28 protein-coding genes are annotated in these 26,497 nt (G+C 40.7%); 10 read left to right on the forward strand and 18 right to left on the reverse strand.

Going from position 1 to position 26,497, the window contains the following annotated elements:
- Nucleotides 1-859: 859 nt before the first annotated feature.
- The 4 genes from ruvB to aspS all read right to left on the reverse strand — a co-directional run bounded on the left by ruvB (nucleotide 860) and on the right by aspS (nucleotide 4,943).
- Nucleotides 860-1,867 carry a Holliday junction branch migration DNA helicase RuvB gene (gene ruvB, locus PCIT_RS14315; RefSeq protein ID WP_010365037.1) on the reverse strand — a complete coding sequence of 336 codons (1,008 nt, stop codon included), beginning with the start codon at nucleotides 1,865-1,867 and terminating at the stop codon, nucleotides 860-862.
- A 6-nt stretch (nucleotides 1,868-1,873) separates the two neighbouring features.
- Nucleotides 1,874-2,491 (reverse strand): Holliday junction branch migration protein RuvA, encoded by a 618-nt coding sequence (gene ruvA, locus PCIT_RS14320; RefSeq protein ID WP_010365036.1) that lies wholly within the window; start codon nucleotides 2,489-2,491, stop codon nucleotides 1,874-1,876.
- A gap of 7 nt (nucleotides 2,492-2,498) precedes the next feature.
- Nucleotides 2,499-3,020, reverse strand: coding sequence for a crossover junction endodeoxyribonuclease RuvC (ruvC, locus tag PCIT_RS14325; RefSeq protein WP_010365035.1), 522 nt, complete (start codon nucleotides 3,018-3,020; stop codon nucleotides 2,499-2,501).
- A 132-nt stretch (nucleotides 3,021-3,152) separates the two neighbouring features.
- Nucleotides 3,153-4,943, reverse strand: a complete 1,791-nt coding sequence (gene aspS / locus PCIT_RS14330; protein WP_010365034.1) for an aspartate--tRNA ligase — start codon at nucleotides 4,941-4,943, stop codon at nucleotides 3,153-3,155.
- Between the two features lie 183 nt (nucleotides 4,944-5,126).
- Between aspS and PCIT_RS14335 the strand changes: the two genes are divergently transcribed.
- Together PCIT_RS14335 and PCIT_RS14340 are read left to right on the forward strand one after the other, a co-directional pair.
- Nucleotides 5,127-5,975: a DUF72 domain-containing protein gene (locus tag PCIT_RS14335; protein WP_040697907.1), complete on the forward strand. Its 849-nt coding sequence runs from the start codon at nucleotides 5,127-5,129 to the stop codon at nucleotides 5,973-5,975.
- A gap of 72 nt (nucleotides 5,976-6,047) precedes the next feature.
- Nucleotides 6,048-6,254 (forward strand): hypothetical protein, encoded by a 207-nt coding sequence (locus PCIT_RS14340; protein WP_010365032.1) that lies wholly within the window; start codon nucleotides 6,048-6,050, stop codon nucleotides 6,252-6,254.
- A 41-nt stretch (nucleotides 6,255-6,295) separates the two neighbouring features.
- On the opposite strand, the gene PCIT_RS14345 is transcribed toward PCIT_RS14340, so the two are convergent.
- Nucleotides 6,296-6,703 (reverse strand): GFA family protein, encoded by a 408-nt coding sequence (locus PCIT_RS14345; RefSeq protein ID WP_010365031.1) that lies wholly within the window; start codon nucleotides 6,701-6,703, stop codon nucleotides 6,296-6,298.
- A 75-nt stretch (nucleotides 6,704-6,778) separates the two neighbouring features.
- Here PCIT_RS14345 and PCIT_RS14350 point away from each other — a divergent pair, with 75 nt between their 5' ends.
- A complete protein-coding gene (locus tag PCIT_RS14350) occupies nucleotides 6,779-7,288 on the forward strand; it encodes a M48 metallopeptidase family protein (RefSeq protein ID WP_010365030.1) in 510 nt (169 codons plus the stop codon).
- Nucleotides 7,289-7,504: 216 nt separating this feature from the next.
- On the opposite strand, the gene PCIT_RS14355 is transcribed toward PCIT_RS14350, so the two are convergent.
- Nucleotides 7,505-8,188, reverse strand: a complete 684-nt coding sequence (locus PCIT_RS14355; protein ID WP_010365029.1) for a DUF3334 family protein — start codon at nucleotides 8,186-8,188, stop codon at nucleotides 7,505-7,507.
- 115 nt (nucleotides 8,189-8,303) lie between these two features.
- Between PCIT_RS14355 and cmoA the strand changes: the two genes are divergently transcribed.
- The 5 genes from cmoA (at nucleotide 8,304) to PCIT_RS14380 (ending at nucleotide 12,718) form a co-directional block, all read left to right on the forward strand.
- Nucleotides 8,304-9,029, forward strand: a complete 726-nt coding sequence (gene cmoA, locus PCIT_RS14360; protein WP_010365028.1) for a carboxy-S-adenosyl-L-methionine synthase CmoA — start codon at nucleotides 8,304-8,306, stop codon at nucleotides 9,027-9,029.
- A 10-nt stretch (nucleotides 9,030-9,039) separates the two neighbouring features.
- Nucleotides 9,040-10,008: a tRNA 5-methoxyuridine(34)/uridine 5-oxyacetic acid(34) synthase CmoB gene (cmoB, locus tag PCIT_RS14365; protein WP_010365027.1), complete on the forward strand. Its 969-nt coding sequence runs from the start codon at nucleotides 9,040-9,042 to the stop codon at nucleotides 10,006-10,008.
- Nucleotides 10,009-10,318: 310 nt separating this feature from the next.
- Nucleotides 10,319-11,371 (forward strand): phosphoribosylformylglycinamidine cyclo-ligase, encoded by a 1,053-nt coding sequence (gene purM / locus PCIT_RS14370; protein ID WP_010365026.1) that lies wholly within the window; start codon nucleotides 10,319-10,321, stop codon nucleotides 11,369-11,371.
- The gene (gene purN / locus PCIT_RS14375; RefSeq protein ID WP_010365025.1) at nucleotides 11,371-12,018 is read left to right on the forward strand and encodes a phosphoribosylglycinamide formyltransferase; all 648 of its coding nucleotides are present in this window, start codon (nucleotides 11,371-11,373) and stop codon (nucleotides 12,016-12,018) included. Before purM ends, purN begins: the two co-directional genes overlap by 1 nt.
- Nucleotides 11,963-12,718: a DUF3108 domain-containing protein gene (locus PCIT_RS14380; protein ID WP_010365024.1), complete on the forward strand. Its 756-nt coding sequence runs from the start codon at nucleotides 11,963-11,965 to the stop codon at nucleotides 12,716-12,718. Before purN ends, PCIT_RS14380 begins: the two co-directional genes overlap by 56 nt.
- Before the next feature lie 63 nt (nucleotides 12,719-12,781).
- On the opposite strand, the gene PCIT_RS14385 is transcribed toward PCIT_RS14380, so the two are convergent.
- From PCIT_RS14385 to PCIT_RS14420, 8 genes are all read right to left on the reverse strand, one after another.
- Nucleotides 12,782-13,546 (reverse strand): class II glutamine amidotransferase, encoded by a 765-nt coding sequence (locus PCIT_RS14385; RefSeq protein ID WP_010365023.1) that lies wholly within the window; start codon nucleotides 13,544-13,546, stop codon nucleotides 12,782-12,784.
- A gap of 641 nt (nucleotides 13,547-14,187) precedes the next feature.
- Nucleotides 14,188-15,573: a hypothetical protein gene (locus tag PCIT_RS14390; RefSeq protein WP_010365022.1), complete on the reverse strand. Its 1,386-nt coding sequence runs from the start codon at nucleotides 15,571-15,573 to the stop codon at nucleotides 14,188-14,190.
- 357 nt (nucleotides 15,574-15,930) lie between these two features.
- Nucleotides 15,931-16,257, reverse strand: coding sequence for a YbaB/EbfC family nucleoid-associated protein (locus PCIT_RS14395; protein WP_010365021.1), 327 nt, complete (start codon nucleotides 16,255-16,257; stop codon nucleotides 15,931-15,933).
- A gap of 59 nt (nucleotides 16,258-16,316) precedes the next feature.
- The gene (dnaX, locus tag PCIT_RS14400) at nucleotides 16,317-18,602 is read right to left on the reverse strand and encodes a DNA polymerase III subunit gamma/tau (RefSeq protein ID WP_010365020.1); all 2,286 of its coding nucleotides are present in this window, start codon (nucleotides 18,600-18,602) and stop codon (nucleotides 16,317-16,319) included.
- 1 nt (nucleotide 18,603) lies between these two features.
- Nucleotides 18,604-19,149, reverse strand: coding sequence for an adenine phosphoribosyltransferase (gene apt, locus PCIT_RS14405; protein WP_010365019.1), 546 nt, complete (start codon nucleotides 19,147-19,149; stop codon nucleotides 18,604-18,606).
- A 364-nt stretch (nucleotides 19,150-19,513) separates the two neighbouring features.
- Nucleotides 19,514-20,254: an HvfC family RiPP maturation protein gene (locus PCIT_RS14410; RefSeq protein ID WP_010365017.1), complete on the reverse strand. Its 741-nt coding sequence runs from the start codon at nucleotides 20,252-20,254 to the stop codon at nucleotides 19,514-19,516.
- On the reverse strand, nucleotides 20,254-21,090 hold the full coding sequence (locus PCIT_RS14415; protein WP_010365016.1) for an HvfB family MNIO-type RiPP peptide maturase: 837 nt from the start codon (nucleotides 21,088-21,090) through the stop codon (nucleotides 20,254-20,256). Before PCIT_RS14415 ends, PCIT_RS14410 begins: the two co-directional genes overlap by 1 nt.
- Nucleotides 21,091-21,140: 50 nt before the next feature.
- Nucleotides 21,141-21,629 carry an HvfA family oxazolone/thioamide-modified RiPP metallophore gene (locus tag PCIT_RS14420; RefSeq protein ID WP_040697910.1) on the reverse strand — a complete coding sequence of 163 codons (489 nt, stop codon included), beginning with the start codon at nucleotides 21,627-21,629 and terminating at the stop codon, nucleotides 21,141-21,143.
- A gap of 154 nt (nucleotides 21,630-21,783) precedes the next feature.
- Between PCIT_RS14420 and PCIT_RS14425 the strand changes: the two genes are divergently transcribed.
- Both PCIT_RS14425 and PCIT_RS14430 read left to right on the forward strand, forming a co-directional pair.
- A complete protein-coding gene (locus PCIT_RS14425) occupies nucleotides 21,784-22,770 on the forward strand; it encodes a tRNA-dihydrouridine synthase (protein WP_040697905.1) in 987 nt (328 codons plus the stop codon).
- A gap of 35 nt (nucleotides 22,771-22,805) precedes the next feature.
- Nucleotides 22,806-23,159 carry an RNA polymerase-binding protein DksA gene (locus PCIT_RS14430; protein WP_010365010.1) on the forward strand — a complete coding sequence of 118 codons (354 nt, stop codon included), beginning with the start codon at nucleotides 22,806-22,808 and terminating at the stop codon, nucleotides 23,157-23,159.
- Here the strand turns inward: PCIT_RS14430 and PCIT_RS14435 are convergent.
- The 4 genes from PCIT_RS14435 to PCIT_RS14450 form a co-directional block, all read right to left on the reverse strand.
- Nucleotides 23,146-24,039: a hypothetical protein gene (locus PCIT_RS14435; RefSeq protein WP_010365009.1), complete on the reverse strand. Its 894-nt coding sequence runs from the start codon at nucleotides 24,037-24,039 to the stop codon at nucleotides 23,146-23,148. The genes PCIT_RS14430 and PCIT_RS14435 overlap by 14 nt on opposite strands.
- Before the next feature lie 162 nt (nucleotides 24,040-24,201).
- The gene (locus PCIT_RS14440) at nucleotides 24,202-25,461 is read right to left on the reverse strand and encodes a tetratricopeptide repeat protein (protein WP_010365007.1); all 1,260 of its coding nucleotides are present in this window, start codon (nucleotides 25,459-25,461) and stop codon (nucleotides 24,202-24,204) included.
- Nucleotides 25,462-25,472: 11 nt separating this feature from the next.
- Nucleotides 25,473-26,087, reverse strand: coding sequence for an energy transducer TonB (locus tag PCIT_RS14445; protein WP_010365005.1), 615 nt, complete (start codon nucleotides 26,085-26,087; stop codon nucleotides 25,473-25,475).
- A complete protein-coding gene (locus PCIT_RS14450) occupies nucleotides 26,087-26,491 on the reverse strand; it encodes an ExbD/TolR family protein (protein WP_010365003.1) in 405 nt (134 codons plus the stop codon). The genes PCIT_RS14445 and PCIT_RS14450 overlap by 1 nt, the downstream gene beginning before the upstream one ends.
- Nucleotides 26,492-26,497: the final 6 nt, after the last annotated feature.

The following is a 26,497-nucleotide window of genomic DNA, read 5'->3' on the forward strand; positions in this document are numbered from 1 at the left end:
AGTTAGTTTACCCACACATATCTGCGCTGACAATCTCATTACTATGAAATTACGGTATTTGGCGATAAATACGCAAAAAACATATCAGTGCGATAAACAGAACCTTCACATAGTTAATTCGAAAAATGATCGTCATGAATAATAAACGCGTATTTATGAATGGTAGCTGCATAAAACTCGCAGTTTATGCAAAATATTAGAATAAACCACCAAAAACACATTGGTAATACCAATTAACAACAAATAAACTAATACAAAAAAACAAGCAATAAAAATATGATTTTAATATAAAACAACAACTTAAAAATTATTACTGATTAAATAAAAAACAACAGGGACAAGATAAAACCATCTCGCATTAGATTTATTAATTTGAAAAAATAATTTTTCTAGTTTGATGAATTACCCAAACCTCTTTAATATACACCCTGTACTGAGCACACAGCATCTATTATGCAAAAGCACAGTTGTTAGCAATAGGATTCTGATTTTTCGTATTGCTGTGATAAGAGCGCCGAGGATAAAACCAACGTTAACTTATCAACCCCTGGATTACTTCCTTCAACTTGTTGTTTTGCCCGCATTTTTTGCGGGCTTTTTTTTGCCTGAAATTTGTGTGAATTATAAAAATATAAGGCTACTCGACACAAGAAAGTATATAGCTACAACGTAAAACCCTTATTTGCGATTGTTCGAACAAGTGCACAGTGTGAATGGGGTTGACCCTGGAAATTATGCAAGTGCTTAAGGTTATGGGTTTATAAGTTCACGCAGTAACATGCGTGTTGAGCGAGAACTTAAAAGCAAAAACTCAGCGGCTGCTGAGTTTTATGGATTTTAATCGGTGACTAAAAGATTGCTATGACTCGGGTACAGCTAAGTCAAAATGAAGATAAGCTGCATTTGATGCAATGCGCCCTCTAGGTGTTCTCTGAATAAAGCCTTGTTGGATCAAAAATGGTTCAATAACATCTTCGATGGTCTCTCGCTCTTCCCCAATGGCTGCGGCCAAGTTATCTAGACCAACTGGTCCACCCATAAACTTTTCAATAATGGCCAATAAGTATTTGCGGTCCATATAATCAAAGCCTCGCTTATCTACATCAACCATCTCAAGCGCAAGATTAGCGATCTGTGCACTTACCTTGCCATCACTCTTTACCTGTGCATAATCGCGCACTCGACGTAATAATCGATTAGCGATGCGAGGCGTGCCACGAGAGCGACGTGCAACTTCATCTGCGCCCTCAGGGCTTATTCCTAAATCCAAGTAAAATGCAGAGCGAGAAATAATCGTTGATAGATCCGATACCGAATAAAACTCTAATCGCTGCACAATACCAAAACGATCTCGTAAGGGAGATGTAAGTGATCCCGCTCTGGTTGTTGCACCAATTAAGGTAAACGGCGGCAGCTCTAACTTTATTGAGCGGGCAGCAGGTCCCTCGCCTATCATAATGTCTAACTGATAGTCTTCCATTGCGGGGTATAATATTTCTTCAACTTGCGGGCTTAGCCGGTGTATTTCATCAATAAATAATACGTCACCTTCTTCAAGGTTCGTTAATAGGGCCGCCAGATCTCCGGCTTTTTCAAGTACCGGCCCTGATGTCGCTTTAATATTTACATCAAGCTCGTTTGCGACAATGTTTGCCAGCGTGGTTTTGCCTAACCCTGGTGGTCCAAAAATCAACAAGTGGTCCAACGCTTCTTCCCGTGAACGGGCGGCTTCAATAAAAATCGCCATTTGCTTTTTTACATGATCTTGACCTGTATAATCAGCAAGTAATTTCGGTCGAATTGCCCTATCAACACTGTCTTCATTGCCTTGTACTTCAGGCTCAATTAATCTATCTGCTTCTATCATGCGTTATCACATCATTGACTTAAGGGCTTCTTTTATCAGTGTTTCAGTCCCCATATCAGGTTTTGACACTGCTTTAACCGCTTTTTGTGCTTGTGCTAGTTTATAGCCTAAAGCCAGTAATGCAGCAACTGCATCATCAGCTGGCGTATCCTGAACCGTTGGGTTTTCTTGTGGTGCAATCACCGCGCCGTCACTAAACGGCGTTAGTAAATCATGACCAAAATTCTTGAGTCTGTCCTTCATCTCAAGTACCAAACGTTCCGCCGTTTTTTTACCGACACCAGGGATCTTTACCAACGTCGTGGCATCTTCGTTGTTAACACAGTGAATAAACTGCTCCGCTGACATACCCGATAAAATAGCCAGCCCCAATTTTGGTCCAACACCGTTGGCTTTTATTAACTCTCGAAACAAGGCGCGTTCTTTTTTATGATTAAAACCAAACAATAATTGCGCATCTTCTCTTACCACAAAGTGCGTATACACCGCAGTTTGCTCACCACAATTCGGTAATTCATAAAAACAGGTCATGGGCATCTGTACTTCATAACCAACGCCAGCGACATCAAGTAATATTTCTGGCGGCTGTTTTTCTAATAAAATTCCACTCAGTCTTCCAATCATCTATTTTTTACCTCAATCTACGGCGTACAGTTTTTGTTGCACTACCAGCAAGACGAATTAAGCTTTGCTCAGAATGAGCATGACAAATCGCAATAGCCAAAGCATCTGCGGCATCAGCTTGGGGGGTGCCAGGCAACTTTAGGATACGCTTCACCATTTCTTGAACTTGTTCTTTTTTCGCCCCCCCATTACCAACCACCGCTTGTTTGACTTGCCTTGCTGAATATTCATGTACCGCGATATCCTGCATGGCAGCGGCAACAATCGCCGCACCTCGGGCTTGACCAAGCTTTAAAGCTGAGTCTGGGTTATGGGCCATAAAGACCTGTTCAATAGAAAAACTATCTGGCTGGAACTGCTCTACCAGCTGCGTTACACCTTGATAAATCATTTTTAAACGAGTCGGAAAATCAAACTCCCCTATTTTGATACAACCACTACCCAAATATTGAAATTTACTGCCTTGGTGCACGATAACGCCATAGCCTGTAAATCGAGAACCCGGGTCAATGCCCAAAATAGTAGCCAAAACATAATCCTAAATCGTTTTTTTGCATCATGCCAAAATACTGTATGAATTACCAGTTAAATACTATAGCAGGTATAAAAAAGACGACCATTTATAGTCGCCTTTTTCTCGCGTTATATTCGCTTATACGTATTACTCACCGTCTGATTGCACGGCTTCTTTTTCAACTTTAGCCACTGCAATCGCTAACTCTTTTAAAGAGTCTGGATTGGCTAGGCTTGGCGCATCAGTCAATAAACAAGATGCTTGGGTTGTTTTAGGGAATGCTATCACATCACGGATGTTATCAGTGCCACATAGCAACATTACCAAACGGTCTAAACCAAATGCTAAACCTGCATGTGGTGGTGTACCGTACTTAAGTGCATCTAATAAGAAGCCAAACTTATCTTGCTGCTCTTGCTCTTCTATGCCTAAAATTCTAAACGCCGCTTCTTGCATATCCGCAGTATGAATACGCACAGAACCACCGCCCACTTCATACCCGTTGATAACCATATCATACGCATCAGAAATTGCTCCTGCTGGTGCAGATTCTAGCGCTTGAGCTGTAATGTCTTTTGGTGCAGTAAACGGGTGGTGAACCGCATGCAAAGTCCCTTCGTCATCTTCTTCAAACATTGGGAAGTCAACAACCCATAATGGTGCCCATTTGTTTAAGTCAGTCAATTCTAGGTCTAACCCTACTTTCAAACGTAGCGCGCCCATTGCTTCATTAACCACATTGCGCTTATCGGCACCAAATAACAGGATGTCGCCAGTTTGTGCGTTAGTGCGCTCTAGCAAGCCATTGATCACCTCTTCATTTAAGAATTTGGCAATGGGTGATTGAACCCCTTCAATACCTGCATCACGGTCATTCACTTTCATCCAAGCGAGGCCTTTGGCACCATAAATACCCACAAACTTTGTGTATTCATCAATTTGCTTACGAGACAGTTTGGCACCACCTGGAACGGTTAATACCGCTACACGACCTTTTTCATCGTTAGCAGGCGCAGCAAGTACTTTAAATTCAACGTCTTTAACTAAGTCAGCAACGTCTATAAGCTCCATCGGGTTACGTAAGTCTGGTTTATCAGAACCAAAACGACGCATCGCTTCGCTGTAAGCCATTACCGGGAATGCACCTAGGTCAACGTCAAGTAGCTCTTGCCACATTTCTGTTACTAAACGCTCAGTCATCGCACGTACTTGGTCTGAGCTCATGAACGATGTTTCTAAATCGATTTGGGTAAATTCAGGCTGACGGTCAGCACGTAAATCTTCATCACGGAAACATTTCACAATTTGATAATAGCGATCGAAACCTGACATCATCAGTAATTGTTTAAACAACTGTGGTGATTGTGGTAAAGCGTAAAAGCTACCTTTATGAACACGGCTTGGTACTAAATAATCGCGAGCGCCTTCTGGCGTAGCTTTAGTAAGTACTGGCGTTTCTATATCAAGGAAATCATTACCATCTAAGAAGCGGCGAACAAAACTACTCGCTTTTGCTCTTAGCTTAATACGATCGCTCATTTCTAAACGGCGAAGATCTAAGTAACGGTACTTTAAACGGCGCTCTTCAGAGTTTTGCTGATTAAAATCCAGTGGCAATGGCTCTGAACGGTTAATAATGTTTAATCCCGTGCCCAAAATTTCAACTTCACCTGTTGCCATGTCTTTGTTTACTTGGCTATCAGGACGCGCTCGAACGGTACCTTTTACCTGCACGCAAAATTCTTGACGAAGTGTGTTCGCAGTATCCATTAGCCCTTCAACTTCTGGGTCAAAGACTACTTGAACAAGTCCTTCACGATCACGTAGGTCGATAAAAATTAAGCCACCTAAATCACGGCGTTTATTTATCCAGCCACATAATTCTACTTCTTCGCCAACATGGCTTTTATTTAAGTTCCCACAATATATCGAGCGCATAGTATTCCTGTTAGTCAGCTGCATCAAAGTACAACCAATTAGGTTAATTTAAAAAAATTACCGCCAATTATATAAAATTACACCTTAAAGTCATCCTTGATCGACATAAGTAAGCAAATTTCCCAACGATTAATGAGTTTTGATACAATTAATGTACTTAATCGTTCTTGGATCTCGCATTTTATGCTTTATATAGGTTGCCCTCAGTGGAGCTCAGCACATTGGAAAGGCCGGTTTTTCACCCGAGACTGCCAACCAAAACACATGCTCGAGCAATACAGCCAAATTTTTAGTTCTGTTGAAGGCAACACCAGTTTTTACGCTGATCCAACACCTGAAACCATTCTAAAATGGCAAAACAGTGTGCCTAACCACTTCAAATTTACCTTTAAAGTCCCAAGACGGTTTTCTCATGATATGGCACTAAAGAATTGCCAAAGCGACTTGCTCGTATGGCTAAAACTCTTTGAACCGTTGTTTGAAAATATTGGGCAAATTATGCTGCAATTACCGAAAAGCTGTGGCCCTAACTTTCTAGCCTCCATAAATGACTTTACTCGTTTATTACCTCAGGACTTACCATTAGGTATCGAAGTACGTCACCTCGATTTTTTTGACAAAGCAGCTAATGAAACAAAATTTAATCAATTTTTAATCGCTCATAATTACAATCGTATCATGATGGATACTCGGCCACTATTTAGTGAGCCACCCGTTACTGAGGCAATCATTGATGCACAAAAAAAGAAGCCAAAAGTACCATTACACGTCATTTCTACCGCTCAAGCGCCTGTAATTCGATACGTAGGATGCTCGGATTTAGAAGCAAATAAAAAATTATATCGCCCTTGGTTAAATAAGATTCGACATTGGTTAGATGAAGGGAAAACACCCTATTTGTTTTTTCATACTGCCGATAATTATGATGCACCGTTGCTCGCTAAACAGTTTATAGCCGATTTGGCACATCCATCTGCAACCTTAGGTAAGTTTCCTGCTGAGCTAGAGCCTAGTCAAAATAGCTTATTTTAACTAGGCTTGCTTTTTAAACAAATTAATAGGTACACTGCTAGTGGATGATAAATAAATCAACAAGGAATCAGCATGTTATTAAAATTACAAAAAAAGAACATCAAAACTCTTTCACAAGATAAAACTTTACTACCTGTCGCTACCCAAAAAATAGCCGGTGGTATTTCAGGTGATCACGTTTGCTGTACTGAAGAGACATTACAAGCGAACAGAAAAACAGTACAAAAAGAAGCACAATCATTCGCTTCATCTTGTTGCACAATAGAAACTAGTTATTAATTTCAAATTAAGCCTGCCAATATAGCAGGCTTTATACCTTGCTAATCACGACCAGGTTCAAACCGTTCATAACGCGGCAATTTAACGTCTAAATCCTCCCAATCAGCTTTTGATGTAACAAAATTATGTGATATCGGTCGTTCAGAAATTGGTGTATCTAAAATCCCTAATCGGAATCGAACTTTTTTGGGGTTGTCACTGTTTGAGCTATAAATCGGAGATGCACAATGGCGACAAAAATGGCGCTTGCGACCAGGCTTAAACTGAAAGTGTGTGATGTCCTCGCGCCCTTCCACTACTTTAAATAAATCAATCTCTACAAAACCATTCGTAGCGTACGCGGTACCTGTTGATTTACGACACAAAGAACAATGGCAATGAATGATATCGGTGATCGGCCCATGAATTTCTACTTTTACGGTCCCACACAAACAACTCGCTTTATACATACTTTTTCAAACTATTCGGATCCTTGTTGCGCATTAGCATATAATAACTATCACTTTTAGCCTAACGAGTTTTTTATGGATTTTAAGCACTACTTTCAGCATTATCCTGAAAACATACAGCAGCAAGTGTCACAGTTAATTAACTCTAATCAGTTGGCAACTTATTTTAAAAAAAAATATCCAAGCGCACATCAACTTAGGTCTCAGAAACAGTTATTTGAATACACCAATGAATTTAAACAGCGTTACTTAAAGAATGCGCCAAAGTTATCCAATGTTGCTTATAAAAAACAAAAAGACTTGGTAAAAAATGCACTGGGTACGCATACCTTTAAAAGTCAGCAACATGGTGGAAAACTCAAAGCTAAGCATGAAATTGCAATTGCAGACCAATTAAAATATGCACCAGAACCCTTACTTAGAATGTTAGTTGTGCATGAATTAGCCCACTTTAAAGAAAAAGACCACAATAAAGCATTTTACCAATTGTGCTGTCATATGGAGCCTGAATATCATAAGCTAGAGTTAGACTTACGCCTATTTTTGGTATTACAGCATCAAGAAATGAGTTTCTACGAAAAGTAAGACTGTTATAGTCATGATAGGAATGGCAAAGAGACGCCTTTTCAATGTAAGTGTAATAATGTGGCGCAGTAGGCGTAATGAGTACTGTGTATATGAACACGCTAATTTCATATTACAAAAGTGCAAAGTGCTTCGATAGCCTAAAATACATCTGATGAATGGTTGGTTGCGCTAATATCAGTATCACTGAGTTAGCACAACACAGAGCACGTAACCTTATAGGCCTAACTCAGCCATAAAGTCATCATCGCTTACGTCAGTCGCTTCAGACGCAGCTGCTTTTTTTGCTTTATCATCACTGGCTTGATTAGCAATAATATCATCAGGATCAACAGCCTCAGCAATATCAAAATCATGCAGTTTAATGAACTCAGTTTTGTCCATGGCCAATTCTAGATAAAAAATATTTTGGTTCTGAGTTGTAAATGTAACACGACGAGCTTGAGGTCTGTCCATCGTTGTATCGACCGAAATTTGTACTTGTTTATTAATTGCCATCATCTTAGGTTGATTTTGTGTAATTGATGTATGCAATTGACTACGCACTTTACCAGTAAAGTCACCGACAATCTGGTTCATGAGCTCACCCATCACGTTAGATACATCATCTGATAAATGGCTATGCGCTATTTCTTCTTCTGGCATTCCCATGTTACGCATATAGTCATGATAAATTTCCATTGCTGACTGCGCGGTAAAATTTGTCACTACTAACCCTGTAAACCCACCGTCAAACAACACAAAACAACCAATGTCTGGGCGCATACATGTGCGCGTGATTTTTTGAACCATTGCTGAGTACGCAATTTGATTGCCACTTGCGGAAGACAATACTTCAGTCACCGAGTTGCACAATGTGGATAGAATATCTTCTGTGCTAATTACTTTATTTCTCGCCATTTTTCGTCTCTTTTATACTTCTTATCATTAATAGTAGCCAAGCTACTGAAATTATCACTGACTATCCAGTATAAAATGTTAAAATAACCAGATTATTTAGAAAGAGAGACAAATTGTGACTGGCACAGACAGTATTTATGCCACTGAGCAGCAAATAAAAGATTTTAGCTTTGACGAAAACGTGGTCGAAGTATTTCCTGATATGATCCAACGCTCAGTACCTGGTTATGCAACCATTGTTAGCACTATGGGCAAGCTCGCGGGACAATACGCACAAAGCAACTCCAATTTATACGACTTAGGCTGCTCATTAGGCGCGGTCACGCTAAGTATGCGTCGTAACATCGAAAAACAAAACTGTGAGATCATCGCCGTTGATAATTCAAAAGCCATGGTCGAGCGCTGTCAATTGCATTTAAAAGGCTTTAAATCCGACGTACCTGTCAACGTCGTTTTAGGTGATGTAACTGAATTAGAGCTTAAAAATGCCAGTGTAGTCGCACTCAACTTTACCTTACAGTTTATTCCGCAAGAACAACGAGAAGACGTACTTCAACGCATATTCAACAGCTTAAAACCGGGTGGCGTATTGTTGCTGAGTGAAAAAATTAAAGGTGAAAATGAGTTAACTGATAACCTACTCATCGACCTTCATCATGATTTTAAACGTCATAACGGCTACTCTGAATTAGAAATAAGCCAAAAACGCACCGCCATCGAGAATGTAATGCGACCGAATACCCTGTCTACCCATCTCGAACGACTAAACAATATTGGTTTCAGCCAAACTCAGGTTTGGTACCAGTGCTTTAACTTTTGCTCACTTGTTGCCATCAAATAACGGAGTCATTATGAATTCTTGGTTTACCGACTTTTACGCAGCCATTGCCAAAACGTCTCATAGTCATTGGCTAGAAACGCTGCCAGCACAACTGAGCCACTGGCAAAAAGAAGCACAGCACGGCGACTGGCCAAAATGGGAAAAGGTTCTAAAAAACCTGCCTGAGTCAAACTCTGAGCATATTAATATTACCGATAAAGTTGAGTTTGGTTTAGCTGAGGAGTTATCCGATGGACACACTAAACAATTAACCCATTTACTAAAAAAAATGATGCCATGGCGAAAAGGCCCTTTTCATATTCATGGTATCCATATTGATACAGAATGGCGTAGCGACTGGAAGTGGGACCGATTAGTCGAACATATTTCTCCATTACACGGACGCAGTGTGCTTGATATTGGCTGTGGCTCAGGGTACCACCTGTGGCGTATGCGTGGTGCGGGTGCAAACTTCGTTGTCGGCATTGATCCTTCTGATCTATTTTTATCTCAATTTCAAGCAATCAAACATTTTAACCCGGATCCAAACGTCCATTTATTACCACTGGGTGTTGAACAGCTACCGGCGCTCAAAAGTTTTGATACGGTATTCTCAATGGGCGTACTCTATCACCGCCGCTCGCCCATAGATTTTCTATCTCAATTAAAAGCGCAATTGCGCCCTGGCGGGGAGCTTGTATTAGAAACCTTGGTCATTGAAGGCGATGTTAACACGGTACTCGTGCCAACCGATCGCTATGCAAAAATGCGCAATGTGTGGTTTATTCCCAGCACCGCAGCTCTGACTCTCTGGTTAGAGCGTGTTGGCTTCAAAAACGTAAAAGTCGTTAATAATGATGTCACTTCGCTAGATGAGCAGCGCCAAACACCTTGGATGGAAACCGAATCATTAGCAGATTTTTTAGACCCAAATGATAAAACAAAAACCATTGAAGGGTACCCTGCTCCGCTACGTGCAATACTGACTGCACAAGCGTAACAACTCAATAAAAATACGAGAAAACCACCAAACTCATATTTTTTTATTAATTTAAACAAGCGGTTTTATATGTGTTTACCACCGGACACATATAAACCCCCTTTCCTATACCTTTTCTCAAAACTAACAATCTGTGCGCCTCGTAATTTACAACTAACTTGCTGTTACTATTATAAAACACGCCCTATTTAGAGACTTATCATGACTTGCTGGTGGGATCTGTCATATTTACGCTAGCCGCCCCTAGTCAATTGTTGTAAAATACGCGCGTTTCTAAGCAATCCATAAAGCAATTTTTTGAGGAAAACCCGTGAGCGATCAAAAACAGTCTCTTAGCTACAAAGACGCAGGCGTAGATATTGATGCCGGTAATGCATTAGTAGAGCGCATTAAAGGCGTAGTGAAAAAAACTCGTCGTCCAGAAGTAATGGGCGGGATCGGTGGTTTTGGCGCACTGTGCGAACTTCCTACTGGTTATAAAGAGCCTGTATTAGTCGCTGGTACTGACGGCGTGGGCACTAAGCTTCGTCTAGCGATTGACCTAAAAAAACATGACACAGTAGGCATCGACCTTGTTGCTATGTGTGTAAACGATTTGATTGTCCAAGGTGCTGAACCCCTATTTTTCTTGGACTACTATGCAACTGGTAAACTCGATGTTGATACAGCCGCTGACGTCGTAACTGGTATTGGTAAAGGGTGTGAGCTTTCAGGCTGTGCACTTATCGGTGGTGAAACTGCTGAAATGCCAGGTATGTACGAAGGTGAAGACTATGACATGGCTGGTTTCTGTACTGGTGTTGTTGAAAAGTCTAAAATCATTGACGGAACTAAAGTAGCAGCGGGCGATCAATTAATCGCACTTGCTTCAAGTGGCCCTCACTCAAACGGCTATTCTTTAATTCGTAAAGTACTAGAAGTGTCTGGTGCTGATACAAATGCTGAATTTGAAGGTAAGACATTAGGTGAACACCTACTTGAGCCTACCCGCATTTATGTTAAGTCAATTCTTGAGTTGTTGAAAGACGTAGACGTTCATGCACTATCTCATATTACAGGTGGTGGCTTTTGGGAAAATATTCCACGCGTATTACCTGAGTCAGCAAAAGCCGTCGTTAAAGGCGATAGCTGGGAATGGCCGGCTATCTTCAACTGGTTACAAGAAAACGGTAACATCAGCACGCACGAAATGTACCGTACATTTAACTGTGGCGTTGGCATGATCTTAGTCGTTCCTGCTGACAAGCTAGCACAGAGCCTTGACGTACTTAATGCACAAGGTGAGCAAGCATGGCACATTGGTGAAATTCAAGATGCAAATGCAGGCGAAGAGCAAGTCGAAATCGTTGCTGGTAAAGACTAATGACGCCATCTCGCTTAGTTGTATTGATATCTGGTAGTGGCTCAAATTTACAAGCCATTATAGATGCTTGCCAAAACAACGAAGTTAATGGCGAGATTTGCGCCGTGATCAGCAATAAAGCTGATGCATATGGATTAGTCAGAGCTCAAAATGCAGGCCTCGAAACCTGTATTTTGAGTCATAAAGATTACCCATCACGTGAAGACTATGATGTTGAACTTGCATCATTAATTGACTCATTTAATCCAGATTTAGTTGTATTAGCTGGATTTATGCGTATTCTAACCCCACGCTTAGTGCAAAAATTTAAAGGGAAAATGTTGAACATTCACCCTTCTTTGTTGCCTAAGTATCAAGGGCTGAATACCCATCAAAGAGCAATAGATGCAAAAGACGATGTTCATGGTGTAAGCGTACACTTTGTAACGGAAGAGCTAGACGGTGGTCCCGTTGTATTACAAGCCAAAGTACCTATTTTGGCGGATGATACAGCAGAGATCCTCGCTAAGCGCGTTCATGAACAAGAGCATATTATCTATCCTTTGGTGGTCAAGTGGTTCAGCGAACACAGACTAACAATGGAAGCAGATTATGCCATTTTTGATGACCAACCCCTTCCAGCTCAAGGCGCAGCGTACCCAGAATAAAAAAATTGGCGCTTGGCTTGTCGGGTTAAGCGCTTTCTTTTCTTTTTCATTATTTGCCAATACCCTCACCCCCTACCATGCAGAGTACCAAATACTCCGTAAAGGCTCTGTCCAAGGCTCTGCCACTCGAGATCTTAGTAAAATAGATGGAAGTACATACCAACTAAAGTATCAAAGTGATATCAAGTGGATGATTTTCAATGACAAACGTATAGAAACGTCCATGTTTACGTTTGATGATAATCGTGCACAACCCATTCATTATGATATGACTCGCAGCGGGACTGGCCCAGATAAAGAATACACAGTCAGCTTTGATCACACTCAAAAAACAATCACCTCAAATAAAAAGAAATATCCGCTCGATATTACTTGGCAAACTGAACAACAAGATGCTCAAACTTACCAAATACAACTACGCCGTGATATTAAAGCGGGCAAAACTAAGGTGAGCTATCCGATTGTAGATAAAAAAGGAAATCAACGTAATTACGACTTTGAAGTAGAAGGCCACGAAACGATTACACTACCCATTGGCAACGTTAAAACAGTCAGGGTTAAAAGACTATATGATAATAATAAGCGTCAAGCCACTGTATGGCTCGCACCAGAATATGACTATATGTTAGTAAAAATGTACAAAGGCAAAGAAGGCATAGAACAATTTCAAGTACAGATGACGAAGTATGAAGTAAAATAACCTTAAACAGTACCGTAGCGTAAATCTGCGGTACTGTTTATGTACTAAAGGTAAGCACTAAGCTTAAATTTTTTCACCAAGTTTAAATAAGACAAATTCACCTGGCTCCATCTTTTGCCATTGCTCATCGTTGGTTAATGGCCTTGTTGCAATAACACTGACAATATCATTCGGTGTAGTTTCTTTTTTAAAGTCCACCACCATATCGGCATCGATCAACGTTGCTTTGCCAAATGGCGCTCTGCGAGTAAGCCAATGCAGGTTATTCGTACAATACGCAAGTACATACACCCCGTCAGTGAGCAACATATTGAAAACACCTTTGTCTTTCAACGTAGCCGCTAATCTAGCCGCATATCGAAAAACCACCGCCATATTTGAAGGTTTTTTTGGGTATTTTTCTCTGATCTTATCTAACAACCAACAAAACGCGAGTTCACTGTCTGTATTACCAACAGGGCGATAAAATTCAGGTTTTAAATCATTATAGTTAGACAGTTGTCCATTGTGCGCATAGGTGATCTCTTTTCCCCATAACTCGCGTGTAAACGGGTGAGTATTCTCTAAACACACTCTGCCACGGTTACCTTGACGAATATGACTAATGACCGAAACACTTTTTATAGGATATGCTTTAACTAATTTAGCAATTTCTGACTGACAGCTTGGTTCTGGATCTTTAAACGTCCGACAGCCCTTGCCCTCGTAAAACGTGATCCCCCAGCCATCTTTATGGGGCCCTGTATTACCACCGCGTTCTAATAACCCTGAAAAACTGAAACATATATCTGTTGGTACATTCGCAGACATACCTAATAACTCACACATTAATTAGAAACCTTTAATTCATAAACCGACGGGATAAAGACAAGAAAGAGCCACATCTTACATGAATATTGTTTCGCATGTTTCATAGAAAGGCAAGCTAATTGATGGACTTAATACAGCATTCATATACAACATAAAGCGCCAGAATCGAAGCTATTCCGTGCTTGGTACTTTAAAAGAAGCTTTTTATGAGGCGTATACAAAACTATACCAGATAAACATCGCATCAGCTTTAGGGTCAAGAGTAACTTTACTTATCTTCATACAGTAAAGACTGTGATTTATTATGCCAATCCACTAACGATTCAAACAAGTGTATTAAAGGGGAGTAATAGAAACGTCCCCTTAGCCTTTATTACCGTTAAAGAAGCTACCTTGTCGGGCAAGTACACGTCACCTCATCCGATTCTCGCTTAGGGTTGCACCACCAGATTATTGACTCATTTGTGTAAGCAGTACCTCCAACAACTTTATGTGTTGCAGCTACAGGAAATGCGTTTTTATTTAGAGATAAGTGTTTGACAATTTTTTTGTTAACTGAGATTTTCATATTAATCCTTGAATATCGACATTAGACGAATCAGAAATAAAAATATGACCATAAGCACTCACACTGTCAATAACCAGTCTATTAGTAATATTCATTTTGCCCATGTTTGGTAGACAATCTCGGCTAACTTTTTATCTGAAATAAGCAAATTCTCACGCACTAGAGTAAGCGTGTTGTGATTTTTGACAATAGAGATTTCACCGGACATCAGTCTCATTTCTAATATCATGGCACTCTCTTCTTTCAAGCTTGGTCTATTTTGCTGGGTTTGCGGAAATTCAATCAGTACAACACGGTACATATCCCCATTATGATCGACCCAATCTTTAACCTCCCAAGAGCTAATAAACCCCTCTTCCCCTTCTGGAGTAACAACAACTTGATCTTCTGTATTAAACTTCAACTCGGTTAGTTTAGGTAAGGCGTTACTATCATCTGATGTATTAATATCACGCAGGTGGTATAACGTTTTACCAGAGACAAAGCTTTTATCTATGTTTACGTCCCCTTTTGAAAAAATCGAGCTGTCAGTCCATATTGCAGGATCATTTTGCTCCGAAAGACTAAACGCATACTCCTCATTCATAACAACAAAAGTAAAGCTGCTATCACCATAAGACAATTTATTGTTTTCCAGCTTATATTCAAGATCGTTACCACGATAACTGATCACCCCATCATAAAATGACACTAACTCATCATAATCATTCCCATTTAAAATATGGTGATTGCTAAAGGTCGTTTGGATGAAAGACTTTCCAGCGATATATGAATCAATGTGTGTATCTTTTGGTCGTGAGTAAAATGCGCTGAGCAGTGAATTGTAAGTAATATCTATAGAAGTGAGGTCAACCCCTTGATTTAACGCCTCCTTGGCACGTGTTGTGATCTGCTCAACCTGAGAATTTAGCGCTTCAAGGTCATTGACTGCCACTTCTCTTGCTAAAGCGAAAGTCACAGAACGAGCAATAAGGTGTGAGAGCTGAGACTCAATATCTATATTTTTTACATAATCAGCAGTAATTGCAGCATGCTCTAAACCAAACTTTACTGCTAAGTCTTCTACAGACAGTTCATTTAAGTAAGCAAGCGTCGTAAACGGTGTTATGCGATCTTCTCCAGCTGCTGCGATTAACTCATATGATTGCGTTAATACTGACAAGCGATCGCTGTCATAAGTAACCCCAGCTTTGGCCTTCGCAATGATTGGGTATTGCGCATTATCCAGTGTAATAACAACCTGCCCCATCTCATTGGTTAATGTCGATAGTTCTTCACCTAAAGAACACACACTATTTCGATCTGTATCTATACACACCGTCGCATTATGCAAATAACCATCCATCACAGTAATGGTTTTAGTTTGTGGGGCGACAGGCGTGTTTACCACACCACCATCACTGCTCCCACCACCACAACCCGCAATTAAAAGTGGTATCACAGCCATTACCGGCGCTAAAAATTTATACTGATTCATACAATTCCTTTTTGATAACTGAACTTATTAAGACGTTTGATACTTTCCTATTTTATCAACTCGCAGATGAAGCGTTAGTAATGTTAACAGTGTGTATCTTAATTGACCACATTATATGAGTTCTACTATTGATTTAATTACCAACTGACATTTAAACCACTTTTCAGCGGTAAATCGTTAAGTTGATTAAGTAACGTCGGGCAAAGGATTAAAAACTACCCGCAGGGGTAACTAGGCAATTTACAAATGCATTTGAACATTAAAAGAGGGAAGGCAATGGGCGAAAAGAAACAATGAAACACATAAGAACAAGGCATAAAAAAACCCAAGAGCAGCTTGGGTTTTTGTCAAGTTCAGTTAGAACGGCATTTTCATCCCAGGTGGTAGTTGCATACCGCCGGTTACGTCTGCCATTTTTTTCTCTGACGCTTCACCTACACGGCGCACTGCGTCGTTCACTGCAGCGGCAAGTAAGTCTTCAATCATGTCTTTGTCGTCTTCCATTAGACTTTCGTCAATTTCAACACGACGTACATTGTGGCTACCTAGCATAGTGACTTTCACTAAACCTGCGCCCGCTTCACCTGTTACTTCTAGATTCTTAATTTCGTCTTGGGCTTTTTGCATGCGCTCTTGCATTTGCTGCGCTTGCTTCATCATGTTACCCATTCCACCTTTAAACATAAATATACTCTCTTACATCAAATCAAAACTGGCTAAAAGATAAGGGCGATTGTAACTGATTACAATGCCTGAATCGTGTTTTCATCAATAACCGCCGCAAATTCTTGTACGAACTGTACAATATTCGCGTCTTGGTTAATGACATCCACAGCTTGTTGATAACGCTGTGCATCTATTTTCTGTTGGATCAAAAATGGCGAATCAATAACGCCTGGGGCAAAATTAATATCGACCTGTACTTCATATCCATAAATTTCACTTAATGAAGCAATCAGTTTTTGCCGTAATATCGCGCTATCTAAATGCTGCTGTGAGGCATCAACATCTAACTTAATACCATTGTGTTCTTTATTAAAAATCGAATGTAACGCAAATTGTCGCATTCTACCACCCAGACCCATACGCTTAATTAGGTGCGCCCATTCGTCTTGTTGATGGGCAAAGCGAATATCACTAATTGGGCTGGTAAAATCATCTGGTATCGTAACTTGATCAATAACCTGAGTTGCCGGTTCCGCTTTTTTTACCGGTGAGATTTGTTCTAATAACTCTGGTGCTAAATTCTCAGTTTTTGCTTTATGCTTTTGCGCAAACGGCACTTTTTTCTCTGGCTTAGCAAAAGTCTGTGCTGGCTTTACTTCAGATGTTTGTGGCGCACTATGCGCCGTCGGCTTTTTTGGCTCATCACCTTTAGGCTGTAATAGCTGCCCAGCCCCTGAAATATTGCGATTTTGCAATATTTTCGCTATCGCTGAATTCGCATTCGCTTGCTTATACTCAAGCGAACTTTCGTCTGTCTGCGGTTGCTGAGCTATCTCATTGCCTGGTGCAGCTTCGCTTGGAGGCTCGTTAAACCCTTGTTCAACCGCTTGACTCATTACCTCATTATATTCACTGGCACTGTTATGCTCAGCATATTCTGTCTCTGGTGCGCGTGATGGTGCTTGCTCAGCTGCACCCACAGAAGTCGCGTTTGGTACCTCTGCATTTATATGCGCACTGTGCGCGGTCTGCGCTTGGGGCTGCTCAGTCGATTCACCCTGAGCCTGATAGTGCATATCGGCAGGAGGTGCACTGTGACGTGCTGACTCATCACTTGCCTGCTTGGGTTCTGCTGGCTTCGTAGCAAGTTGTGGTTGAGACGCTGGCTGTGATTGAGGTGCAGGCTGTGCTGGTTTATTAAATAAAGCCCGTAAATCACCTACTTTTGACTTTGTCGATGGGGTGCTTGCTACTTGCGGTGCAACAGGCTGAGACATATCACTTTGCTCAAATGCCAATAAGCGCAACATCACCATTTCAAAGCCCAGTTTTTGCTCTGGTGCCCACTTTAAGTCTTTTTTACCATTGAGCAGCAATTGGTAAAATAACTGGATCTGTTGTGCATTGGTTTGCTGCATTACAGCAACCACATCGTCTTCTTCAAATTGGCTAAACTGAACAGCTTGAGGCACTAATTGTGCGAGTTGTATCACATGGCATAAAGCGATTAAATCGTCTAATACACTAACAAAATTACCATTTTTCAGTGCTATATTTGCCACTTCTTCTAATACTAATGCACCGTCTTCGCATAACACTGCAGATAACAATAATAAAGCATGTCGGCTATCCATCAAGCCTAACATTTGCTGTACAGCTTCAACGTTCAGATCACCGTTTGTTTGTGCTATTGCTTGATCAGTTAAACTCAAACCATCCCGCATACTGCCGTCGGCGGCTTTTGCCAAGATTTGTAGTGACTGAGTGTCAAAGTTTACACTTTCTTGCGGTAAAATATTCTCTAGCTGAGCTGTTATCTCACTTTGAGACAAAGCATTTAAATTAAATTGTAAACACCGCGATAAAATCGTCACTGGTAATTTTTGAGGATCAGTCGTGGCTAATAAAAATTTTACATGCCCTGGTGGCTCTTCAAGCGTTTTAAGTAACGCGTTAAAGCTGTGTTTAGACAACATATGCACTTCATCTATTAAATAGACTTTGTATCGACCTCTTGTAGGCGAATACTGTACGTTATCTAAAATTTCTCGGGTATCTTCTACTTTGGTGCGTGAGGCTGCATCAATTTCAATTAAATCGATAAACTTGCCAACCTCTATATCTTGGCAACTACTGCACTGCCCACAAGGCGTAGAGGTGATCCCTTGCTCGCAGTTTAAGCTTTTTGCAAAAATACGGGCGATGGTAGTTTTACCAACGCCCCGAGTCCCAGTGAATAAATAAGCGTGGTGCAACCTTTGCTCATTTAATGCATTGACCAAAGCTTGCTTAACATGCTCTTGACCAACTAATTGATGAAAGGTTTGCGGACGCCATTTTCGAGCTAGGACCTGATAACTCATATTATTCGCCTTCGAACTCAACCAAGGTGAACACGTTAATACCTAAACCTTTAACGCGCTCTTCGCCACCAAGGCCTGGTAATGAAATAACAAATGCACCGTCAGTCGCTTTACCGCCTAAACGTTCAACTAACTTTGCTGTGGCTTCAATCGTGCCACCCGTTGCTAGCAAATCATCTACCAATAATACTTTATCCCCTTCAACAATAGCATCCGTATGAAGCTCAAGTGTGTCTTCACCGTATTCAAGTTGATAAGATTGGCTGATCACTTCTCGTGGCAGTTTACCTGGCTTACGCACGGGAATAAATGGAATACCCAATGCATATGACAAAGGCGCACCAAAAATAAAGCCTCGAGACTCCGTCCCGATGATTTTTGTGAACCCTTGATCTTTGTATTTTTCGATAAAGCAATCAATGGTTGCTTTAAGTGCTTCAGGGTTTGCGAGTAACGTTGTTACATCGCGGAACATGATGCCTGGTTTAGGGTAATCAGGGATCGTTGCGATACTGTCTGCAATTAAAGACAAATTAGCTTTAGTCATAATTAGGAACTTTGTTAAATAAATTATCAAAGAAGTGATTATAACAAGAATGGCCCAACATGAAATGCCAGTCGCTATGTTTATCAAAAACAAACTAAATAACTGGTCAAACAAGCAACAAAAAAGGTTGCAAAATTGCAACCTTTTTCATCTGGATGTCATTTACTTATGCGCTTAAGCTGATCCAACCTAAAATAGCATTTAAACAACCAACCACTGCAAACACCGCTAGAAATGCAAAAAAGTATGTTGCATTGAACGGATCTTTGAAATCACCTTCAGACATAGTAATTACCTTAATTATTAGCACGACAAAACGGGGCACATCATAATCTATCTGATATAGTCAATAAAGGTGTAAATGTCAGTTTTTTGATGCAACAATTTTTAATTCAGCCATCGCATTCAAAGTTTGCTGTGCGCCATTACATAATTGCTCATAACTGAATTGGGGTAATTGTCCTGCGATTTCTTCTACCAATGCTGTTAATGTTATCCCTGGGTTTTGCTCTAGCTGACTAAGTAATAACGCCGTCATTGGGTTAGACGAAATAAATGCCACCTCTTCATCACTGTCTCGATACACCACAAAGTAATGTGGCTGCTCACTGGCATTATCAGGTATAAACTCTCGACTAATTTGATGCACAGGAAAAGTATATCTTAAGTTACGTGCAGTATCGCGCAGATACAAGGGTTGAGATAGCCAGTCCGTAATATCACGGTAATCATCACTACTCTGATAGACAGCGACATCAAGTTCAACCCATTCATAATGCGCTAATTCGAGCATAAATGCTGGGTCTTGCTCAGTTACACCATATGTATGTTGTAAAAATGATAAAAACTCTTTGCTTATATCTAAGAAGTAAGGGCTTTTACAATCATGTTGCACAAAAAATTGCCTAACAATGGCAAGCCAATTATCTTCTGCATACAAACTTTTTAGAACTGGAAATGCCGAGGCAACAAACCCTTCAATATTATTGAAAAATAACTCGTTGTAAATTTTAATTCGACGCTCAGACACATCATCTGGTTTTGCATTATCCTCGGGGTTGCGAACATGTGCCATAAATGCTTGCTGCACTTCAATAAATGACATTAAGCAACCCCTTTGCTACTCAGCTCAGCAGCTTGTAACGCATGAATATGATTTAACTCAGCAGTGAGTTCCGTAATATCAGGAATATTAAAGTCTCTCTCAAGCAAAGTTGGAAATACCCCATGATGCTGATATGTTTTAGCAAGCAGGTCCCAAACAGGATCACAAACCGGTGCACCATGTGTATCAATTAATAAGTCTTCAGCCTCCACAAAATGACCTGCTACATGACCGTATGCAATACGCTCTGTGGGCATTGCTTGCATAAACGCTAACGCATCATAGCCATGGTTAATACTATTCACATATATGTTATTTACATCGAGTAGTAAATCGCACTTGGCTTCTTCTAATACTGCCAAAGTAAAGTCTAACTCTGACATCTCTTGCCCTGGTGCAGCATAGTAAGAGACATTCTCAACAACAATCTTGCGCTCTAAAATGTCTTGCACACGTCGTATTCTATCAGCAACATGACTAACCGCTTCTTCAGTGAATGGAATGGGCATCAGATCGTACATATGACCACTGCCAGAGCAGTAGCTCAAGTGCTCGCTGTACAATAAAATATTATGTTCATCGAAGAATTTTTTTAACTCTTTAACAAATGCCACATCAAGTGCATTTGGTGAGCCTAATGACAGTGATAAGCCATGGCAAATAAACTGATGTTGCTGGGTAAGCTCTTTAAACTGTCGACCAAACTTCCCCCCCATTCTTAACCAGTTTTCGGGGGCAACCTCAAAAAATTGTGATGCGGCAGGCGGAGACAATAAAAAATCTTCTAACATTTCTCGTCTCAGCCCTAAGCCAACATTTCCTATTGGGGACTGCAATATCTTTTCTCCTTATTTGGGGCAGCCAGCGCTACCCCAACATCAAGCGATTAGTGTGAACCACCGCACTTACCTTCACCACACTTGCCTTCTTTTTTACCTTTTGCGTCACCGCCACATTTACCTTCGCCGCATTTACCTTCTTTTTTACCTTTTGCGTCGCCACCACACTTGCCTTCGCCACACTTACCTTCTTTTTTACCTTTTGCGTCACCGCCACATTTGCCTTCGCCGCATTTACCTTCTTTTTTACCTTTTGCGTCACCGCCACATTTTCCTTCGCCGCATTTACCTTCTTTTTTACCTTTTGCGTCGCCGCCACATTTGCCTTCGCCGCATTTACCTTCTTTCTTTCCTTTTGCATCGCCGCCACACTTGCCTTCACCACACTTGCCTTCGCCTGCATCTAACTGGTAGCCCGCAGTCATAGTTTCAAAACCAAATGGATTAGCACTCGCTTCAGGAGCAGCTAAGCCCGCAGTACCGACTACAACAGCGCCTAACGTTAATGCAATAGAATTTTTCTTAATAGTGTTCATGCTGGATTCTCTCTGTGAAATAAACGATTCAATGAATAGACCATATGCCCAACTAAAATCTTTCACTAAAAAGTTAAAAAAAGCAAATTTGTACTTAGAAACTCTCGCAGAGTCGTTTAAAATGGCTGCCCTTTTTGTTGTATGAAGTAACATGATGAAACTCGTTTTAGCCCCTATGGAAGGCGTAGTAGACTTTAAAATGCGCCAATTGTTAACCGATATTGGTGGCTTTGACTTATGCGTCACAGAGTTTATTCGCGTCGTCGATTTAACTTTTCCACGCCGTGTTTTTACACGCTATTGCCCTGAACTACTAAACGAAGGTAAAACTCGTGCAGGTACACCCGTGCGAATTCAGTTGCTTGGGCAAGTGCCTCATGCTCTGGCAAGCAATGCTAGAAAAGCAATAATGCTTGGTTCTCACGGCATTGATTTAAATTTTGGTTGCCCGGCAAAAACCGTCAATAAAAGCAAAGGCGGCGCTGTTTTACTTAAAGAACCTGAATTAATGTATCAAATCATCAAAGCAGTGCGAGAAGCTGTACCGAGTGAGCATCAAGTCAGTGCAAAAATTCGGTTAGGTTTTGATGATGACAGCAATAGCACTGAAATCATCGATGCAGTGCAAAGTGCTGGTGCTTCGAGCTTGGCTATTCATGCCCGTACTAAACGCGATGGATATAAGCCACCGGCCTATTGGGAGAAGATCCCACCTCTACTAAAACGATTAAGCATACCAGTAGTTGCCAATGGGGAAATTTGGCAAGTTGAAGACGCTTTATTATGCCAGCAACGCAGTGGTTGTGATGATCTTATGCTTGGCCGCGGTGCACTAGCAACCCCAGACTTAGCTGCAAAGATTAAAGCTAAGGTTAACAACGAATGCTATGAACCGTTGCAATGGGAACACGTCATTTATCATATTCTTCATTCATCTATGCACCAAGATCCAACCGCCAGCGAAAAATATTTTTCATCTCGTACTAAACAATGGTTAGGGTACTTAAAACGGCAGTACCCACAAGCACACCACCTCTTTGATGAAATTAAAACATTCAAAGCCAAGCAAGATGTCGTAAGTGTGTTAGAGAAATATGCAAAACAACCAAGTCTTGATTCAAATCATACAATAATTGGTTAAAGCTGATGATAATAGTCGTTCACAGGAGAACGACTATGAATACAAAGCAGACTGGGAACTACCAACTTAAGTTAAAGAATGAACTCGAATGCGTGCGGAATAAGTTCTTATCTGAACTCAAGCAGTCAAAACATCCCTATACTGGCGAGCTCGCATTGTTATTAGAGAAAAACTCACCCAATGAGTGGCTGGATCTAATTGCCAACAAACTCTCCTCTGAGCAGTTTCCTCGCTATCGACGTTTAATGCAATTAGAAGCTGCATTATGTCAGATAGAGATAGGCCAATTTGGCTATTGCTGTGATTGCGAAGCACCGCTATCACAAGAAGAGCTGCAACAAGATGCTGCAGCACAACGATGCCATCGTTGTCACCCTAAAGTGAATTAAACACAATAAATGGCATAAGTGAAAACACAGTAGCGGGGTACAAAACTGTACCTGCTACAAATTTATTTGCATCAAAATCGGTCATCCTTACTCTGGCTTGCAAAGTGACTCGCGCTTGTTGCTCTGACCACCCCTGATAATGTAAACCAATATCAATTTCCATCAATGACAAAAGCAACCTCGTTATTTCTGATTTATGGCTTGCTATACATTGTTTTGCTGTTGCAGGTAAATTGACATAAGAGTCTACCCAATTTAACCCTTGTACTAAATCACAGTGCACTTTTAAATAACTAAGCGCAAAATGATTTGTATCCGGTACGGACAAAGCTAACGACCCTTTCTTTCCTAAGCTCGCTAACTCTTTTTGAATTTGATTTAACGTCTCATTCGGTGACTTGCTAATACCATAGTAATAATTTAACTTACTTTGATACCATTCTTTACCATTAGGATGCTGGTAAAGCCCTAAACGCGTTCGCGGTTTATATTGCGCCAAATATGCTTTTAGCTCATTCGCTTCATCAGAAGCCTCTTCAATATAGCCACTTAAAGTGTTCCTTTCATACCTTGAGAGCAGAATTTTGCTTTCTTTTGCATCTGAGAGCCGCTGTACAACAAATGTTGACCAATGCTCTACGCTCGCATTTTTTGTGGTTAAATTGCGCAATATATTAGTCTGTGCAGGCCAAGGTAAAAACCGCTCAGGGTATCGCTCTTGAATTTTTAGGTACGCTAACTCTGATTGCTGTGACACATCAAAACTTGTGATGTCTGCACGTTCGTAAAGAAAATGTCTTTGTTTTAAATAGGCTTCACTAAAAGGCAGAGTTAGTTTATCTGGCTCTATTACCGTTCCATCTAACACACTATTATTCATTTGCAGGCTACTACGGAGTTCATCAAATGAAATAGGTGTGTAGGAATCACAGCCAACAAGAAACAATAAGAGAAATAAAAAGTACTTCGGTGGGCATATCATGATTGAATTCACATAATAAAAATTAGGGCCAAAAAAAAAGCCCCTTACGGGGCTTCTATACTAGATTTTCACGCCTTTGCGTTGTGCTTTGTCTTTAATAAACGTCGCCCAACCTTTTGCAAATTTACGAGTACTAGGATCTTCTTGTGCTTTAACAATTGCTTGATATGCTTTCTTATACTTTTCTTGGTATAAATAAGCTTCAGCTAAGTCGGTATATGTTGTCCCTTTCTTTTTAACACCTAACTCTAACGCTTTGTTTAATTTCTTAACCGCTGCGCTGAATTTTTGCTCTGTAAGTAAAAGGCTACCCGCTTTTCTATAAAGCTCAGCATCGTCGTCAAACTTTGCCGCTTCTTCATAAAACTTTGCTGCTGTTTTCAAGTTTTTTGCTTGATGATAATAACTAGCAGTTGCTAATACATTCTTTTTAACACGTTCGATTTTCCCATCCTTGATTGCTTTTTCAAAAACAACCGCAGCTTTATATGGGATCTCGTTTAAAGAATAATAGCTACCCAAGATCTTATAGTGATTTTCTTTTTCAAAATAGCCTTTTTTATAGGCTACTTCCATGACAGTCTGACCTTTAGCATACTGCTCAGTCTGCATGTAAAAAGAACCCAAACGTACCCACATCTGTGGATCTTCAGGAAACAATCTAACTAGCGTTTCACCAACTGCTACCGCTTTACTGTACTGCTTAAGCTCAAAATATGCCCCAATCTTTATCATATGATATTGTTTGTTAGGCTCTTTATCTAGCTCAATCGCTTTGTTAGCAGGTGCTTCAACTTTACTATATTGTTTAAGCTCGTAATAACTTTGGGCAATACGTGCATAAACTTTGCCGTCTTCTTCTCCGGTAAAGTCCATCCAGTCATTATATGCCTTAATCGCACCTTTAAACTTACCAGTACCAACCAATAAGTCACCAAGTAACTTAAATTGTTCAGCTTGATCTTTAAAGTTAAGTGCATCTAGCGCAATTGCTGAACGGATATATTTAATAGCCTCAGCGTAATTCTCTTTTTGCGCATACATGCTACCTAGATAGCGATTAACCGTTGCCTTATCAAAATCATTTGATGGATCAAGCTCTTTCAGCAATACAATTGCCTCATCAACTTTATCTTCGTTGTACAGGTCAAAAGCTTTGATAACTTTTTTACCCGTTCGCTCACCCATGATTTTAGCTTTGGCGTTTTTACGTTCTTCAATCTTAGCATAATCAGGAGCAGCAATAGCGGCTGTGCTATAGACAGTCCCTGATAAAGACATAAGTAAAGCAAGAGCTGTAGCTTTCTTTAAGTGCGTCATTTCTTGCCTCCTTAATCTTGGTTAAGTTTAAAGTCTAGTTGAACAGTAAGGCCAGGTTGTTTCTGAGGCTTGCCGTCAACAATTTTAGGTCGGTATTTCCATTTACGTAACGCTCTAACCGCTTCACGGTTAAAGATACGCTTTGGTTCAGCTGCAATAACTTTTACGTCATCAACGCCACCTAGCTCGTTAATTGTAAATGAAAGTTGTACCCAACCTTCTTTACCATCACGCGCAGCTTGTGTTGGGTACTTAGGTTCAATTCGAACAATAGGTGTAGCATCACCATCACGTCCAAAAGCACCAGGACCACTAAGACCACCAGCTGTACCCCCTAAGTTGATGCTAGGCATATTAAAGCCAATTGCACCCGCTGCAGGGTTTGCATTTTCAGGTTGAGGCGGCTGCGGTTTAGGCGGCTGCTTCGGTGGAGGTGGCGGTGGAGGCGGAACACGTTTCCGCTCCTGCACCTCTGATTCAGGCGGATTCGTCAAAATTTCGACAACTATCTGCTCTTTTTGCTCATTTGATCTATCAGCACCGCCGGAGATCAAATAAGACATAAAAAAGAACAAGCCGAAAGTAACTGCCCCACCTGCAATCAGTGAAAACAGAAAACGAATCATTACTTAGCTCCAGCGATTGAAATCTTAAGACGGTCATCAGTCGCCTTAATCGCATCCATTACTTTCACAACTACACCGTGTTTAGCACCTTTATCCGCTTGGATAATGATGGTTTCAGTTGGTTGTTCAGCAATAATACTTTCAAGGTTTGCACTAACACGTTCAACATCTACTTGACGCTTGTCCATCCAAATCTCACCATTTTCACGGATAGCGATAAAGACGTTAGCATTCTTGGTCTGTTGAGCTTGAGCAGCCTTAGGCTTCTTAACTTCAATACCCGCTTCTTTCACGAAAGAAGTGGTAACGATGAAGAAGATCAGCATGATGAATACGATGTCTAGCATCGGTGTCATATCTACTGCTGCTTCTTCGTCTTCACGAAAACGTTGTTTACGTGCCATATTTAT

It is taken from the genome of Pseudoalteromonas citrea (assembly GCF_000238375.3).
In the GTDB taxonomy this organism is placed as follows: domain Bacteria; phylum Pseudomonadota; class Gammaproteobacteria; order Enterobacterales; family Alteromonadaceae; genus Pseudoalteromonas; species Pseudoalteromonas citrea.